This is a genomic window from Pedobacter sp. (genome assembly GCF_031119335.1).
Lineage (GTDB): Bacteria > Bacteroidota > Bacteroidia > Sphingobacteriales > Sphingobacteriaceae > Pedobacter.
The window spans coordinates 13,376-28,580 of the sequence record NZ_JAVHXT010000019.1 but is presented as its reverse complement, the minus strand read 5'-3'; the positions used below and the strand labels follow the sequence as shown (position 1 = coordinate 28,580).

The 15,205-nt window shown below is 37.0% G+C and carries 14 protein-coding genes; 8 read left to right on the top strand and 6 right to left on the bottom strand.

Translation table 11 applies throughout. The features are described 5' to 3' along the window. Positions 1–158: 158 nt before the first annotated feature. From REI64_RS16680 to REI64_RS16670, 3 genes are read right to left on the bottom strand one after another with little or no spacing between them, the layout of a single operon-like run. Positions 159–1,238 carry a PQQ-dependent sugar dehydrogenase gene (locus REI64_RS16680; RefSeq protein ID WP_308851285.1) on the bottom strand — a complete coding sequence of 360 codons (1,080 nt, stop codon included), beginning with the start codon at positions 1,236–1,238 and terminating at the stop codon, positions 159–161. A gap of 48 nt (positions 1,239–1,286) precedes the next feature. Beyond that, a complete protein-coding gene (locus tag REI64_RS16675; protein WP_308851284.1) occupies positions 1,287–3,665 on the bottom strand; it encodes an endonuclease MutS2 in 2,379 nt (792 codons plus the stop codon). Between the two features lies 1 nt (position 3,666). Next, entirely contained in the window at positions 3,667–4,176 is a 510-nt protein-coding gene (locus REI64_RS16670) for a DUF4296 domain-containing protein (protein WP_308851283.1), read from the bottom strand. 148 nt (positions 4,177–4,324) lie between these two features. Here REI64_RS16670 and REI64_RS16665 point away from each other — a divergent pair, with 148 nt between their 5' ends. The 5 genes from REI64_RS16665 (at position 4,325) to REI64_RS16645 (ending at position 8,882) form a co-directional block, all read left to right on the top strand. After that, a complete protein-coding gene (locus REI64_RS16665) occupies positions 4,325–5,017 on the top strand; it encodes a YggS family pyridoxal phosphate-dependent enzyme (RefSeq protein ID WP_308851282.1) in 693 nt (230 codons plus the stop codon). Between the two features lie 26 nt (positions 5,018–5,043). Beyond that, positions 5,044–5,511 carry a GNAT family N-acetyltransferase gene (locus tag REI64_RS16660; protein WP_308851281.1) on the top strand — a complete coding sequence of 156 codons (468 nt, stop codon included), beginning with the start codon at positions 5,044–5,046 and terminating at the stop codon, positions 5,509–5,511. A gap of 11 nt (positions 5,512–5,522) precedes the next feature. Then, positions 5,523–6,332 (top strand): DUF3298 domain-containing protein, encoded by an 810-nt coding sequence (locus REI64_RS16655; RefSeq protein ID WP_308851280.1) that lies wholly within the window; start codon positions 5,523–5,525, stop codon positions 6,330–6,332. Beyond that, entirely contained in the window at positions 6,333–7,604 is a 1,272-nt protein-coding gene (locus REI64_RS16650; RefSeq protein WP_308851279.1) for an aspartate kinase, read from the top strand. It begins immediately after the preceding gene. 96 nt (positions 7,605–7,700) lie between these two features. Beyond that, entirely contained in the window at positions 7,701–8,882 is a 1,182-nt protein-coding gene (locus tag REI64_RS16645; protein ID WP_308851278.1) for a hypothetical protein, read from the top strand. Positions 8,883–9,106: 224 nt separating this feature from the next. Here REI64_RS16645 and REI64_RS16640 read toward each other — a convergent pair whose 3' ends face one another. Together REI64_RS16640 and REI64_RS16635 are read right to left on the bottom strand one after the other, a co-directional pair. Then, positions 9,107–9,709 carry a DNA-3-methyladenine glycosylase gene (locus tag REI64_RS16640; RefSeq protein WP_308851277.1) on the bottom strand — a complete coding sequence of 201 codons (603 nt, stop codon included), beginning with the start codon at positions 9,707–9,709 and terminating at the stop codon, positions 9,107–9,109. Further along, entirely contained in the window at positions 9,702–10,178 is a 477-nt protein-coding gene (locus tag REI64_RS16635; protein WP_308851276.1) for a GAF domain-containing protein, read from the bottom strand. The genes REI64_RS16640 and REI64_RS16635 overlap by 8 nt, the downstream gene beginning before the upstream one ends. Positions 10,179–10,346: 168 nt before the next feature. Here REI64_RS16635 and REI64_RS16630 point away from each other — a divergent pair, with 168 nt between their 5' ends. The 3 genes from REI64_RS16630 (at position 10,347) to REI64_RS16620 (ending at position 14,583) form a co-directional block, all read left to right on the top strand. Further along, the gene (locus REI64_RS16630) at positions 10,347–12,524 is read left to right on the top strand and encodes a S46 family peptidase (RefSeq protein ID WP_308851275.1); all 2,178 of its coding nucleotides are present in this window, start codon (positions 10,347–10,349) and stop codon (positions 12,522–12,524) included. A gap of 307 nt (positions 12,525–12,831) precedes the next feature. Beyond that, positions 12,832–13,026, top strand: a complete 195-nt coding sequence (locus tag REI64_RS16625; RefSeq protein ID WP_308851274.1) for a hypothetical protein — start codon at positions 12,832–12,834, stop codon at positions 13,024–13,026. Positions 13,027–13,371: 345 nt separating this feature from the next. Further along, the gene (locus REI64_RS16620) at positions 13,372–14,583 is read left to right on the top strand and encodes a TCR/Tet family MFS transporter (RefSeq protein WP_308851273.1); all 1,212 of its coding nucleotides are present in this window, start codon (positions 13,372–13,374) and stop codon (positions 14,581–14,583) included. A gap of 403 nt (positions 14,584–14,986) precedes the next feature. Here the strand turns inward: REI64_RS16620 and REI64_RS16615 are convergent. Continuing rightward, positions 14,987–15,205 (bottom strand): hypothetical protein (locus REI64_RS16615; RefSeq protein ID WP_308851272.1); only part of this gene is annotated, 219 nt, incomplete at its 5' end.

The following is a 15,205-nucleotide window of genomic DNA, read 5'->3' as shown; positions in this document are numbered from 1 at the left end:
GTGTTTCGCGGCTAAAATAGGATTTCTTTACTGCTTTACAAAAGCTAAATGTAGATAGTAGTATTGTAAAAACTACACTAAGAGACTATTTTAAAAGCCACAGATATACAGATTATTTTCTATTTCTAAAATCAAAATCTGTGCATCTGTGGCTAGTATTATTTTGATATTTCTATAATCTGATCTTTTGCGTCACCATTACTTGTGCAAATATAGATTTTCCCTTCGGGCGATTGGGTAACGGCTCTAATCCTTTGAAAATCTCCAACAAAAAAATCTTTGGTTTCTACAATTGCATTTTGAGCATCATTTAATTTCAATTGCATTAAACGACTTCCTTTAAGCAAACAAAGCAGCAACGAATTTTTAAATTGAGGAATATAATTAGAATTGTAATACATCATTCCACTTGGGGCAATGGTCGGTGTCCATTCTATGATAGATTCTGCAACGTTATTTTGGTTACAGAACGATGTCTCACTGCTTTCATTACATTTTCCTCTAACGGTTGGCCAACCATAATTTTTACCTTTTTCAATGATATTTATTTCATCGTCTGTAGACGGACCATGTTCCGAAGAGAATAGTCTGTTACCTACCATAGCCAAACCTTGCGCATTACGATGTCCGTAAGACCACATAGGGTTATTCGGAAAAGGATTGTCTGTAGGAATAGTACCATCTAAATTTAACCTGAGTACTTTTCCCGCTAAAGAGTTTACATTTTGAGGTGTACTTAAATCTTCAGCATCACCAGTGGTTATAAATAGTTTATCGCCAGCAATGAGCAAACGAGAACCGTTATGATTATTTGAAGCGGGAATGTTATCTAAAAATGTTTGCGGGCTACCTAATGTGTTGTTGCTATAAGTAAACCTTACCAATTTGTTTCTGTAAGGTGTGCCATATCCGTAAAATACGTAAACAAACGGATTAACGCTGAAATTGGGATGTAAAGCCATGCCAAGCAAACCGCCTTCACCTTGTACCCTAACTTCCGAAATAGTATGTAAAGCAGTTACTTGACTATTAGACGGATTTATTCTACTAATCTTCCCCGATTTTTCGGTAAACCAAATTAAGTTATCTGGCCCGTAAACGAGTTCCCAGGGCAAAGTTAAATTTGAAACCAAAACCTTTGTTTTTAATTCTACAGGTGTAAGGTCTTCGTTATTTCTGTCTTTTTTACAAGCAATGCTGCATAATAAAACTCCGGCAATAAATAGTATCTTTTTCATACACATCACGTTTTACATTATATTAACAACGTTTTGTATGATTGGTTTTTACTTCATATAAACATAAGTAATTCCATCTCCACCCCTGTCTAAATGCTCATCTTCCATTCTATCTACTTGCTTGTACGATTTCAAGTGAGTTCTGATCAGCTTACGTAAAATACCATCGCCTTTGCCATGGATAATTTTAATAGATGGAAAGCCCAACATAATTGCTTTGTCCATGTAATTTTCCAACTCTTGCAATGCAACTTCGCCACGCATGCCACGCAAATCTAACTCTGCTCTAAAATTACTTACGGCATCGCTTAAACTATTGGTATAAGAGCTACGTTGTACTAATTTTTTCACCTGTCGGTTACTAATTTTCTGTACTCGGTTCTTTTTTACTACCGAACGTAAATCACCAAAAGCCACCACCAGGTTATTCTTGTTAATTTCCATCACTTGTCCTGTACTTTCTGTACCGATCAATTGAATAAAATCTCCCACTTCTATGGCTGTATCATCAAATTCGACTACGGGTGTTGGTTCTTCTGCCTTCACTTCGTTTCTAGCCAAACCTTTCTGCAAGTTTTGCCTTATTTCACGGGTTGCTTCCTTATCGGCCTGTTTCTTTTTAATTTGGGCAATGGTATTCTCTACCAACTTGTTGGCATCTTTAATGATGTTTTGGGCTTGAACCTTGGCATCTTTAATTAAAGTGCGTTTATTCTCTTCTAAAAATGATTTTTGCTTTTCATTTTCAGTCAATAATTGGTTTAACCTATTCTGCTGATTAGCTAATTTCACTTTAGTTTCGTGAACCTGACGTTTCTCCTTTTCTAAATTCACCAATAAGCTATCGATACTATTTTGATTGGTTCCAATTTTCTGCTTCGCGAGTTCTAAAACTTCCTTCTGTAGGCCAATATTCTGAGCAATTTCGAAAGCGTAAGAACTACCAGGCTTACCAATATCCAGAATGTAGAGCGGCTTCATTTTGCTGTTATCAAATAACATCGAGGCATTTTCCAAACCTTCGGTATCACCAGCAAAAAGTTTCAAATTAGAATAGTGCGTTGTAATTACACCGCGAACTTTTTTGTTATTTAGCACTTCCAGCACGGCTTCTGCCATTGGCCCACCAAACTGGGGATCGGTTCCTGTACCAAATTCATCAATCAGTACCAATGTTTTTGGATTGGCGTGTGCCAGGAAATAGCGCATTTTGTTCAAGTGAGCACTGTAAGTACTCAAATCAGATTCAATAGATTGGTCATCACCAATATCAGCAAAAATCTGGTTAAAAACTCCCATTTCACTATGTTCGTCAACCGGCACCAGTAAACCTGTTTGCAACATCATCTGTAACAAACCCACGGTTTTCATACAAACCGATTTTCCTCCTGCATTTGGTCCAGAAACCAACACAATGCGCATTCCATCGTTAATATGAATGTTTAGCGGTACCACACTCTTGCCGTTCTGTTCATTGGCAAAAGAAAGCAGTAACAGCGGATGACGAGCATTGATCAACTTTGTTTGCGGTTCCTTGCGTAGTAGCGGCATTTCTGCACCAATTTGTATCGCAAACAAAGCTTTCGCCCTCACAAAATCCAACTTGGTTAAAAACCCGTGATAAGACAACAAAATTGGCGTATAAGGCCTCAGGTCATTGGTAGTTTCAATCAGTATGCGAATAATTTCTCTACGTCTATCAAATTCCAAATCCCGAAGTTTATTATTGAGTGTAAAAACTTCTTCTGGCTCTAAATATACCGTTTGTCCGCTGGCAGATTCATCATGGATAAAACCCTTGATTTTACGCTTATTCTCTGCTAAAATTGGGATACAGATCCTTCCATCACGCATAGTTAAACTACCATCTGCTACCCAATTGCTTGCTACTGCATTTTTGTAAATGGCATCCATTTTTCGGCGTACTTCTTGTTCACCTTTGGCAATTGCTGTGGTAATATATAGCAATTCGTTAGATGCGTTAGGCTTAATTTTCCCTTTGGCATCAAGCACGCGTTCAATTTTTTTAAGGATATCTCTTTCTATGGGCAGATGCTCAAACAAGGCCTCTAAACTAGGATAAAGCTCTTTCCGTTCGTCAAAAAATCGAATAACAGAAAAAACAGTTTGTAGCGAAGTATAAATTTTAAATAGCTCCTCCTCTACTAAATAACTTCCTTCTACCCTAATTTTATCAGCCAACACTTTAATATCAAAAAAAGTACTGATCTGTAAAGGTTCTTGGTTTTCTAAGATGTTTTTAAACTCTTTCGTCTGGCGTAAAAACTTGTCTATCTGGTCATACTTAGACATTACCTGCATCTTGTCGACCAGGTTTTGTCCCATAGTACTTAAGCAATGCTGACGCACCAATTGCCTAACCTCATTAAATCCTAATCTCTCTTCGCAATTTTCGGGGTACAGCATATTAGTTCTTTGTAGATTGACTTGTTCTTAATGATGATTTAGCTGGTTTAGCTATTTTTTTAACAGTATCTGTCTGCTTATTTTTGTTTACGTTCTTTATAGAATCTAACCTTCTTTTAGCAGCGGCTTTAGCAAGTTTTTCTAACTTTTCTCTTTCTAATTTTGCTTGCGTTTCTTGCTTCTTCACTTCTGTATCTCTCTCCTTACTTATCCTATCGCTTATTTTATCATACATTTTAGACAGCAAATCTGGACGTTTATAGTAGTAAGCCATACTTTTAGCATGCGTTGCCGAATCTATACCGTACTTTTTAAAAATACCTTTATAAAGCGGAGCTGATGTTTTTCTAGCGCTATCAGGTGTAGGTATGGTACCTACATATCCATCCAACACATGGATATCATACAATATGTTTTCCATTTCTGTAGGCTGTATGATATCTTTTGGAATACCAGGTTTACAGGCCGCTAAACATAATACACTTAAAAGGATGAATAAAAATCTCGTCATTTCTATATTATCAAAAATTTCAGCAACCACATAGTAACATAGGTTTCTCTATTAACACCTTCATATCAAAATATTAGGTACTTAAAATGCTATGTGTCTATGTGGTTTCGTTCGTAATAATTAATTTTACCCCCAAAAATAACGATAAATGAGTATTGCTGATAACTTATTGAAATATAAAAGCGAAATTGAAAGCGACGGAGTTAAATTGGTAGCCGTTTCTAAAAACCATCCGGCAGAAGCTGTTAAAGAAGCTTACGATGCTGGACAAAGAGTTTTTGGCGAAAACTTGGTGCAAGAGATGGTAGATAAGCAAGCGCAATTGCCTGCAGATATCGAATGGCATTTGATTGGGCATTTACAAACCAATAAGGTAAAGTATATTGCTTCATTCGTAAAACTGATAGAGTCTGTAGATAGCTTAAAACTGCTGAAAGAAATTGATAAACAGGCTGCAAAACACAACCGTGTGATAGATTGCCTGCTACAGATTTACATTGCAGATGAAGACACCAAGTTCGGTTTGGGCTTTGATGAAGCTATTGAATTACTACGATCTGAAGAATTTGCAGCATTAAAAAATGTGAGAATAGTTGGTTTAATGGGAATTGCAACAAACACAGCAAGCGATGAACAAACTAGTGCAGAGTTTAACGAGTTAAAAGTGTTGTTCGATGGTATTAAATTAAGTTATTTTAGGAAAGACGAATTTTTCAAGGAAATTTCGATGGGAATGTCTGCTGACTACAAATTAGCAATTGAAGAAGGAAGTACCATCGTTAGAATTGGAAGTAATATTTTCGGTAAAAGAGTAATCAAGCACTGGAAGAATCAGGAATAAAGAACTTCAAGTCTCATATCTAAAGAATGAATATTCAATTAAGAACAGCAACAGCCGAAGATTGTCCTCGATTACTGGAACTAATTACAGAATTAGCTGTTTACGAAAATGCTCCAAACGAAGTTACGGTAACTTTAGAAGAGTTTGTAGAAGCTGGTTTTGGTACAAATCCGGTTTGGAAATCTTTTGTAGCGGAAGATGGCAAAACCATTGTTGGCTTAGCATTGTTTTACATCAGATACTCAACTTGGAAAGGTTGTCGTTTATATTTAGAAGATTTTTTGGTTACCGAAAGCTACAGAGGAAAAGGAATTGGAAAGCTCTTGTTTGATCGCGTAGTACAAGAAGCCAAAGAAAGAAACTTTAATGGAATGAGCTGGCAAGTGTTAGATTGGAATACGCCAGGCATCAATTTTTACGATAAATATGGCGCAAACTACGAAAACGAATGGCTAAATGCATCCTTTACCAAAGAGCAGTTAAGTAAACTTTAAAACAATTTGTTATGAAAAAAATCATCTTACCTCTTTTAGCAATTAGTTTTGTTTGGGCTTGTACTAGCGACAATAAAGAAAAAAAAGTTGCGCACGTTATAACTGCGGAAAATGATACACTAACCTATCGTTACGACTCCATTAAGGTGGTGAGCAATAACGTGGTAAAGCCAGAAGTAAATAGAGAGGCTGATACAGCTAATGCTTTAGTTAGATATCCAGTATTTGAGAACGATAGCCTGAACAATTACATCAAAAGTCAGGTGTTTCATTATTTTGGCGACGAAGAAGTACCAACAGCATTTGATGACATTGCAGCAAGTTTCATTAGAGGTTACAACGATTTTTACATAGAAAACCCAGGCACTGCACAATGGTGGTATTTGCTTATTGATATTAAAGTAATTAGACAATTGCACAACTACGTAGCTATGAAATATGTTCATTCAGACTATGCAGGTGGCGCACATGGCAACACCATTATTTCTTACATCAACTTTAATCCTAAAACAAATAAGGCTGTAACTTTGGATTCGCTTATCTTACCAGAAAAGAAAGCTGAATTATTAAAAATTGGTGAAAGAATTTTTAGAAGCAATGAAAAAATTAGTGCTACCGAACCGCTAGATAAAAGATATTTCTTTACTAACGGGAAATTTTCGCTACCCAAAAGCTATTATGTAAGTGATAAGGGATTAGTATTTCTCTATAATGCTTACGAAATTAAATCTTACGCCGAGGGTACTACAGAATTAGTAATCCCTTTTTCAGAACTTAGCGGTATTGCCAAACCTCAAACCATCTTAACTCCAAGCGAATAAATGCAAGTATACAAATTTGGTGGTGCATCCATCAAAAACATCGAAGGAATAAAAAACGTTACTCAAATTATACAATCTTTTGGCACTAAAAACCTACTCGTTGTGGTTTCTGCCATAGATAAAACTACCGATAGGTTGCAAGAATTGGCTTTTGCCCATATCAATGGTGATGATAAAAAACATCAACTATTAGAAACAGTAAAAGATTTTCATTTCGATATCATCAGTAAGTTATTTCCTGATGTGAAAAATCCGATTTATAATGAGGTTGCCAATACTTTTGTAGAAATTGAATGGCTTTTGGAAGAAGAAGCTGAAGATGCGCCAGATTATCTTTATGACCAGATTGTGTCGGTTGGAGAATTGGTTTCATCCAAAATCATTGCAGCTTATTTAAACCAACAAGGCAGTTTTTGCATTTGGCAAGATGCCCGTAATTATATCCAAACCGACAATAATTACCGCGAAGCGAATGTACAATGGGACAAAACAACCAGCGAGATCCAAAAGCATTTGCCGAGTTATTTAGAGCAAGGAGTTGTTTTAACGCAAGGTTTTATTGGTACTACTAGCGAAAATTTTACTGCTACTTTAGGTAGAGAAGGTTCTGATTATTCTGCTGCTATATTCAGTGCAGCTTTGGATGCCGAGAAAATGACCATCTGGAAAGATGTACCCGGTGTGCTAAATGCCGATCCGAAGTGGTTTGATGTAACGGAGAAAATCCCGCAACTATCTTACAGAGATGCGATTGAATTGACTTACTACGGTGCAACGGTCATTCATCCTAAAACCATAAAACCCATACAGAACAAAAGCATTCCATTATATGTAAGGTCTTTTATTCATCCAGAAGAAGCAGGTACAGAAATTAGTACTGAAGCTACTACCCTTCCAGTTCCTTCGTTTATTTTCAAGGTTAACCAAGTGTTGCTGTCTATTTCCCCAAAAGATTTCTCCTTTATTATTGAGGAAAATTTAAGCGATATTTTCGCCATCTTCCATAAAAATCGGGTGAAGGTAAATACGATGCTAAATTCTGCCATCAGTTTTTCGGTGAGCGTAGATAACGACGAAAGGAAGATTGAAAGTTTAATCAAGGACCTTTCTGCAGATTATAAAGTGAAGTACAACCAAGATATGGAATTGGTTACCATCCGGTATTACAACCAAGAAACAATTGATAGAGTAACCGTGAATAAAAAGGTTTGGCTTGAAGTAAAAAGTAGAAACACTTGCCAAATGGTGATGAAAAATCTTACCGAAGGTTAACTGTTAAACTGGTTAATCGGTTAATTGATTTGCGCATTGGTTGAAAAACTCTATCAATCAGTCTCAAATCTCATATCTCAATACTCATATCTAATTATGAACAAAAACCTCTTACAAAAGGAAGTGCAAGCGTACATTAACAGTAATTTAAACACTGCTGATGTAAGTAAGATTGCGCTGTCAAAATCTCCTTTTGCTGGGGTAAGTTCGGCCGAGCTGGCCAATCAAATTGCAGCCAAAAAGAAAGCTGAGAAGAAATTACCAACTTGGTTTAAGCAAGAAAACATCATTTACCCAAGTACTTTATCTGTAGAGCAAACGTCATCAGAAGATACAGCGGCTTATAAACAGCGATTGGTAAAAGGCAACTCATTAATAGACATTACCGCAGGTTTTGGAGTAGATAGTTATTATTTTTCGCACAAAGTGGATGAAGTTTACAGTTGCGAAATCAATGGAGAGTTGTCTTCAATATCTGCTCACAACGCAAAAATTTTAGCAGCTGATAACATCCATTGTTTAGCGTTAGACGGATTGAAATATTTAGCTAGCTCAGAAAAATTGTTCGGTACTATTTATGTAGATCCAGCACGGAGGAACACTAGCGGTAAAGTATTCAAATTAGCAGATTGTACGCCTAATGTGGTACAACATTTAGATTTGTTATTGAGCAGATCGGAAAGGATTATCATCAAAACCTCTCCTCTTTTGGACATACAAGCGGGTTTAAAAGAATTGAAACTTGTTTCCGAAATCCATATTGTAAGTGTAAAGAATGAGTGCAAGGAACTTCTTTGGGTAATAAATAAGAATTTTGTGGGCGAAGTGAAAATAACTTGCGCCGCACTAAATATTGAGCTAAAGCAAATCGATCTTCCTCTAATTGACAACAGTACCACAAATTACGTAGATACACATTTGAGCAGTGGTTATCTCTACGAACCTGATACAGCTTTGATGAAGAGCGGTGCTTTTAATGCCATCGCCAATCAATTTAACTTGCAGAAATTAGACAGGCAAAGCCATCTCTACTTCTCCATGGATTTACAAGCCTCATTTATTGGTCGCATTTTCGAAATTGTAGAAAGTTCTTCTTTAAATGAATTGAAGAAAGAGAAAAATCTGCAAGGCAATGTGATCGTGAGAAACTTCCCAGAAAGGGCAGATAGTTTGGTTAAAAAACTAAAGATTAAACCAAACAAAGAAACATTTTACATTTTCTCAGAAGTGCAACAGAAATACGTTGTGTTTAAAACCCGAATAGTTCAGTATTACTAAGATTTCTTTAGCTTAGCCTCGTCTCATTGGCGGGGACGCCAACAAGCGAAACAAGAATCTGTCTAAGTTCTAGTAAAAAATTATAACCACATAGATACATAGTTTTTCATCGAAATGAAGATACCAAAGGGTATAACATAGCGGCAGATAGAGTATACAAGAAGATTATCATACCTTTAAAGCTGTTCTATAAAAAATATTCTTATGTGTCTATGTGGTGGCTTCTAAGAACTCGGCTTACTCACAAACTTATTCCCTTTTACGTAAAACCGAAATGGCCATAAAGCATGCTCTTCCGCATAAGCCACACCAATTCTAGTAGTTGCTACAATTTGGTCGTCGTTATAACTTTCAAAATCTTCGATCCAAATTTCGTTAGCAGAAAGATCTTTTGCATTAAGTTGCTTATCTATGCCCAGCGCCTGCGATAGCGCTCCCGGACCAGCGGTAATGCGTGGCGCAAGCTTATCCATCTTTCTACGTTGCAACATAGCTTCTAAACCTACAACAGGCTCTATAGCTCTAATTAACACGGCTTGCGGATTGCCTTCCTTTCCACTAACTACATTTAACAAATGATGAATACCGTAGCAAAGATAAACGTAAGTTACGCCACCCTTTAAAAACATCGTTGCTGTGCGATTGGTGTACTTTCCACCGTAGGCATGACAAGCCTTATCTATCGCTCCATCGTAAGCTTCGGTTTCTGTAATGATACCTCCAGTTACGATACCGTTAATATTAGTGAATAGTTTTTTACCTAACAGTTGCTTAGCAACGCTCACTACATCTTCTTGTTGGTAAAAAGCTAAAGATAATTTAGACATTAATCAACTTCAAAATTTCATTTAGATACTTGCCATCAACTTCATTAAAATGAGATAGATATTCACTATCTACATCTAGCACGCCGATAATTTTTCCATCTAAATAAAGTGGCAAAACAATCTCAGATTTAGATGCAGAAGCACAAGCAATATGTCCTGGAAACTCATCAACATTTGGTACGATTAACGTTTGCTCTTGTTGCCAAGAAGCACCACAAACCCCTTTGCCTTTTTTAATTCGGGTACAAGCCACTGGACCTTGAAATGGCCCTAAAACCAGTTCTTCATCCTTAACCAAATAAAATCCTACCCAAAACCAATTGAACTGCTCTTTTAACGCTGCACAAACATTTGCCAGGTTTGCAATTAAGTCATCTTCTCCTTCTAAAAGTCCTTTAATTTGCGGGATTATCGATATATACTTTTCTTCTTTCGAAGCTTCTTTTAAAATGGTTAAATCTTCTGCCATAGGACAAAGGTAAGGATTACCCCCTAAATCCCCTAAAGGGGACTTTCGAAAATCGAGGCGGCGTCACATCTTCGTAATGTGGTATTTACATTCAACTCCCCTTTAGGGGTTGGGGGTTAAAGCATATTTCCTTAGCTTTGACCTGCTAGAAACTTAACTAACAACACAATGAACAAGAAAATCTTATCAATTACTTTAGCATCTACCCTTTCCGTAGCCGCATTGGGGCTTTTGGGGTATAAATTTCGCGACGAAGGAATGTTTCCTTTAAGCGAAATACATAAAATAGACTTGAAAAAGGCCGGCTTAAAAATTGAGCCTAATGAAGTATATAATCCCAACGGAATTAGCCTAGTAGATGCATTAGTTAATGTTGGCGGCTGCACTGGTTCTTTCGTTTCTGATGAAGGTTTGATCATCACCAATCACCACTGTGCATTTAGCGCTGTACAACTGGCTAGCACTCCACAAAACGATTACTTAAACAATGGATTTGTAGCTAGAATACGTGAACAAGAAATTGAAGCAAAGGGATTAACTTGCCGTATTACAGAAAGTTATGAAGATGTATCAGATAGAATTCTAGGTTCTGTTGCGAATATCGAAAATCCGGCAACACGCTTACAGATGATTACCAACCAGATGAAAAACATTGCTGCAGAAGCAGAACAAAAAGACCCTACTATTAAAGCAGAGGTATCTGAAATGTTCATTGGTAAAACCTATGTGCTGTTCAGATACAAAACCATTCAAGATGTGAGATTGGTTTACGTACCCAACCGTCAAATTGGCGAATTTGGTGGAGAAACCGATAATTGGGTTTGGCCACGCCACACTGGCGATTACGCTTTCATGAGAGCTTACGTTGGCAAAGATGGAAAGCCGGCAAAGTACAGCAAAGACAATGTGCCATTCAAACCTAAAAAATCGCTTAAAGTTAATGCTAGCGGCACTAATGAAGAAGATTTCGTATTTATTTTAGGTTATCCAGGTAGAACTTTCCGTCATCGCCCTGCGCACTTTGTAGATTACCAAGCGAAATATGTTTTGCCATATACTTCAGAACTATATGATTTCCAGAACGCAACGATGGAAAATATAGGAAAGAAGGATAAAGCAACGGAAATTAAATTAGCTACTCGTATCAAGCGTAACGCCAACGTAATGAAAAATTACCGCGGCAAATTAGCGGGCATAAAAGGTATCGACCTTGTCGCTAAAAAACAGGAAGAAGATGCAGCATTAGCTGAGTTTATCAATGGAAATGTTGAAGTTAAAGCGCAGTACGGTAATTTAATGGCCAACATCGACCAGCTGTACAAACAAATTAACGGCGATGCAAATAGAGATTTATGGTTGTCACAAATCTACAACTCAACCAGCCTTATCAATATTGCAAGAAATATTAATGTATTCAAAAGCAACCTCAACCAACAACCATCTGCACAGAAACAATCGTATTTCGATGCGAATGTTGGCAGATTGAAACAGGTATTATCTAATATTTACGATGCTTACCATATTGATGCAGATAGACGTATTTTCAAAAGAATGATGCTAGATGCGGTTGCTTTTACACCCAATCAACGTGTGGCGGCGGTTGATAAAATCATTAATCGAGGCAGCAATAGCGAAGCAATGGTTGATGATTATATTAACGATACTTTCGGTTTAACCAAATTGAAAGATCAAAACTATGTATTCAGCAGCCTATTAAAATCGCCCAAATCGATTAGTGATTACAATGACGGACTGCTTTTACTAGAGAACGACATTGCTCGTCAAATAGCAGAATTAAAGCCCGAGAAAGATCGCAGAGATGGTATCCTGAATAAACTGATGGGAGATTACGTAAACGTTAAGGAGAAGTTCTTAAATAAAGGATTTGTGCCAGATGCGAACAGCACATTAAGGCTAACTTATGGCTACGTACGTGGCTACTCTCCTGCTGATGCTACCTACATGTCGCCTTACACCACCATCAAAGGCATTATTGAAAAAGGTGCGTCGGGCAATCCAGATTTTTACTATCCAAACATTATTAAAGAGCTTTGGAACAAAAAAGACTTCGGTTCTTTTGCTAAAAAGGATTTAAACGATGTACCTGTGGGCTTTCTTTACAACATGGACACTACTGGCGGAAATTCGGGCTCACCAATTATGAATGCTAACGGCGAGTTGATTGGTGTTAATTTCGATAGAGCGTATGGCGCTACTATTAACGATTACGCTTGGAACGAAAGCTATAGCCGCTCAATTGGTGTAGATATTAGATACGTACTTTGGGCTGCTTCGAAAATTGATAAAGCTGATTTCTTACTGAAAGAAATGGGCGTTAACCCATAACCAAAAAACACAAGCGGCGTATGGCAATTAAATTATTGCATTCGCCGCTTTACTTACAAACATCCTTTAAATAAAACCACGCACCGTACTGACCCTGAAATAAATTTGCTTCGCAGCTACTTCATGGTTAGGGTGATGCTAAATCCGCACTCCGTCATGCTGAATTCATTTCAGCATCAGCTTGTAAATTACACTCTACATAAACTATAAGTATCCCCAATTACAAAGCACTTAAACAGTAAGGAAATTAACCATGAGAATAATAGCCGAATTACCACATCCACAATGCAAGATCAGCATCTTTAGTATGAACCAAAAATTCATTGTAAAGTTTGAACAAGGACCATACGAACAGAGCTACAAAATTTCGGAATTAGACCTCACAGGAGGAGGTGTCAACGAGGTATTCCAAATCATTGACGAAGCATTTATTGAAACCGTTATTGAGCGTTTCAAAACCATGCGAAGCGATTTTATTGAAGCTTATAAGAGACAACAATAAAACCTAGAAAACACAAACATAAGTAACTGATAAACAAATACATTAACGTTTAAACGAAATTTTATTTTGATTTTAACACCATTTTTCAACCGTAAAAATACATTTATAAAAATAAAAACTTTAACCTATCATATTTAAATATACTGATTTATAATAATTTAATATGTATAACAAAATATTATTCTGATTGATAATTATGCCAAATAAATGGGAACTTAGCATTCATTTCTAATTAAAATTGGTATAAATCGAATAAGTCAGAAAAATGAAAATCAGACCTGCTCAAATAAATTATCAGATGTGGAATTGGTAATTATATTACCTTTGCGTTTCTAAAAAACCAACATGGCAAGCAACAAAAATGCTGGTGTGTTTTTCATACTAGTTACTATCCTATTCGACTGTATTGGCTTTGGCATTATCATACCAATCATGCCAGATTTAATACAAGAATTAACCGGAGCTAGTTTAAGCAAAGCATCAGAATATGGTGGAGTAATGCTCACTGTTTATTCTTTAATGATGTTCGTTTGCTCTCCTATCTTGGGATCATTAAGCGACAAGATTGGCCGCCGACCAGTGCTCTTAATTTCGTTATTAGGAATGGCGATAGATTACTTCTTTTTGTCGTTTGCACACACCATTACCTTGCTGTTTATTGGGCGTATCATTGCTGGGCTTTGTGGCGCAAGCATTACTACAGCTTCGGCCTATATTGCAGATGTAAGCACTCCAGAAAAGCGTTCTCAAAACTTCGGATTAATCGGTGCAGCTTTCGGTCTGGGTTTTATTATTGGCCCTGTTATAGGTGGTATTTTTGGTGAGATAGGAACACGGGTTCCTTTCATGGTTGCCGGAGGATTATCGCTGCTCAATTTCATGTATGGTTATTTCATCTTACCCGAATCATTAAAAAAAGAAAACAGAAGAGCATTTGATTGGAAAAGAGCTAATCCAGTAGGTGCTTTTTTACAACTCAAACGCTACCCTTCTTTAATTGGTTTATTAGCAGCACTGCTTATTTTATACATAGCTGCACAATCTACACAAACCGTTTGGGCATACTACACCAAGGAGAAATTTGAATGGAACAAAACATGGGTAGGCTACTCTTTAGGTTTTGTAGGCTTAACAGTAGCCATAGTTCAGGGATGGCTAATTCGTTTGGTTATTCCTAAATTCGGAAATAAAAAAGCCATTATGTTTGGTTTGTGCCTTTATGTACTTGGCTTCGTATTATTTGCTTTTGCCAGCAAAGGCTGGATGATGTTTGCCTTTATGGTGCCTTATGCCCTAGCGGGAATTACAGGACCAGCAATGCAGGGTATTATTTCTACCAAAGTTAAGCCCGATGAACAAGGCGAGCTGCAAGGAATTATGACTGGCTTTATGAGTTTAGCAAGTATCATCGGACCAACATTGATGTCGTATTTATTCGCCTATTTTACGAACGCAAAAAATCATATCTACTTCCCTGGTGCACCGTTTATGATGGGCGCTCTACTCACCTGCGTTTCCATTGGAATTTGTTACCGAACGCTGAAGAAACATCATTAATTTCTAAAACCACTAAGCTTAGTTAAAGACTTACGAAGTTTCAAAAACTTCGTAAGTCTAAAAAACCTGCGGCTCTTGGTAATTGCGAACCGTACGGATTTGTAATCTACGCTCTTCGGTACTCTTCGTGTTTTGCAATTTCGAAGCCTTACTTACGAATCCGTTATTTTACTTAAAAAACGCATCTATCTTAAACACATTTAAATCAAGTACTGGAAAGACCTCATCGAGGTCAAATATCTATAGTAAATATGCTTTGTAGTTTGTTCGACCCCTTCGGGGTCGCATCATAGATATCATCAACCGATACTATAAATATTCAAATCCTTCGGATTTTTTTATCAATCGCATAAGTTCTACACTATTAAAATTTTCGTTCTTCGTGATTTACAATCTCGAAGCCCTATCTACGGATTTGTAATCCAAACCATGCAAAATATTTAAAGACTTGAAGCCGACCTTCAAAGATTTCTCCATTTCGCTGCGCTTCAGTCGAAATGACGAGACAGCATAATGTGCTCTTCGTGATTTGCAATCGCGAAGCCCTATCTATGGATTTATAATCCGAACCATGCAAAATATTTAAAGACTTGAAGCCGACCTTCAAAGATTTCTCCATTTC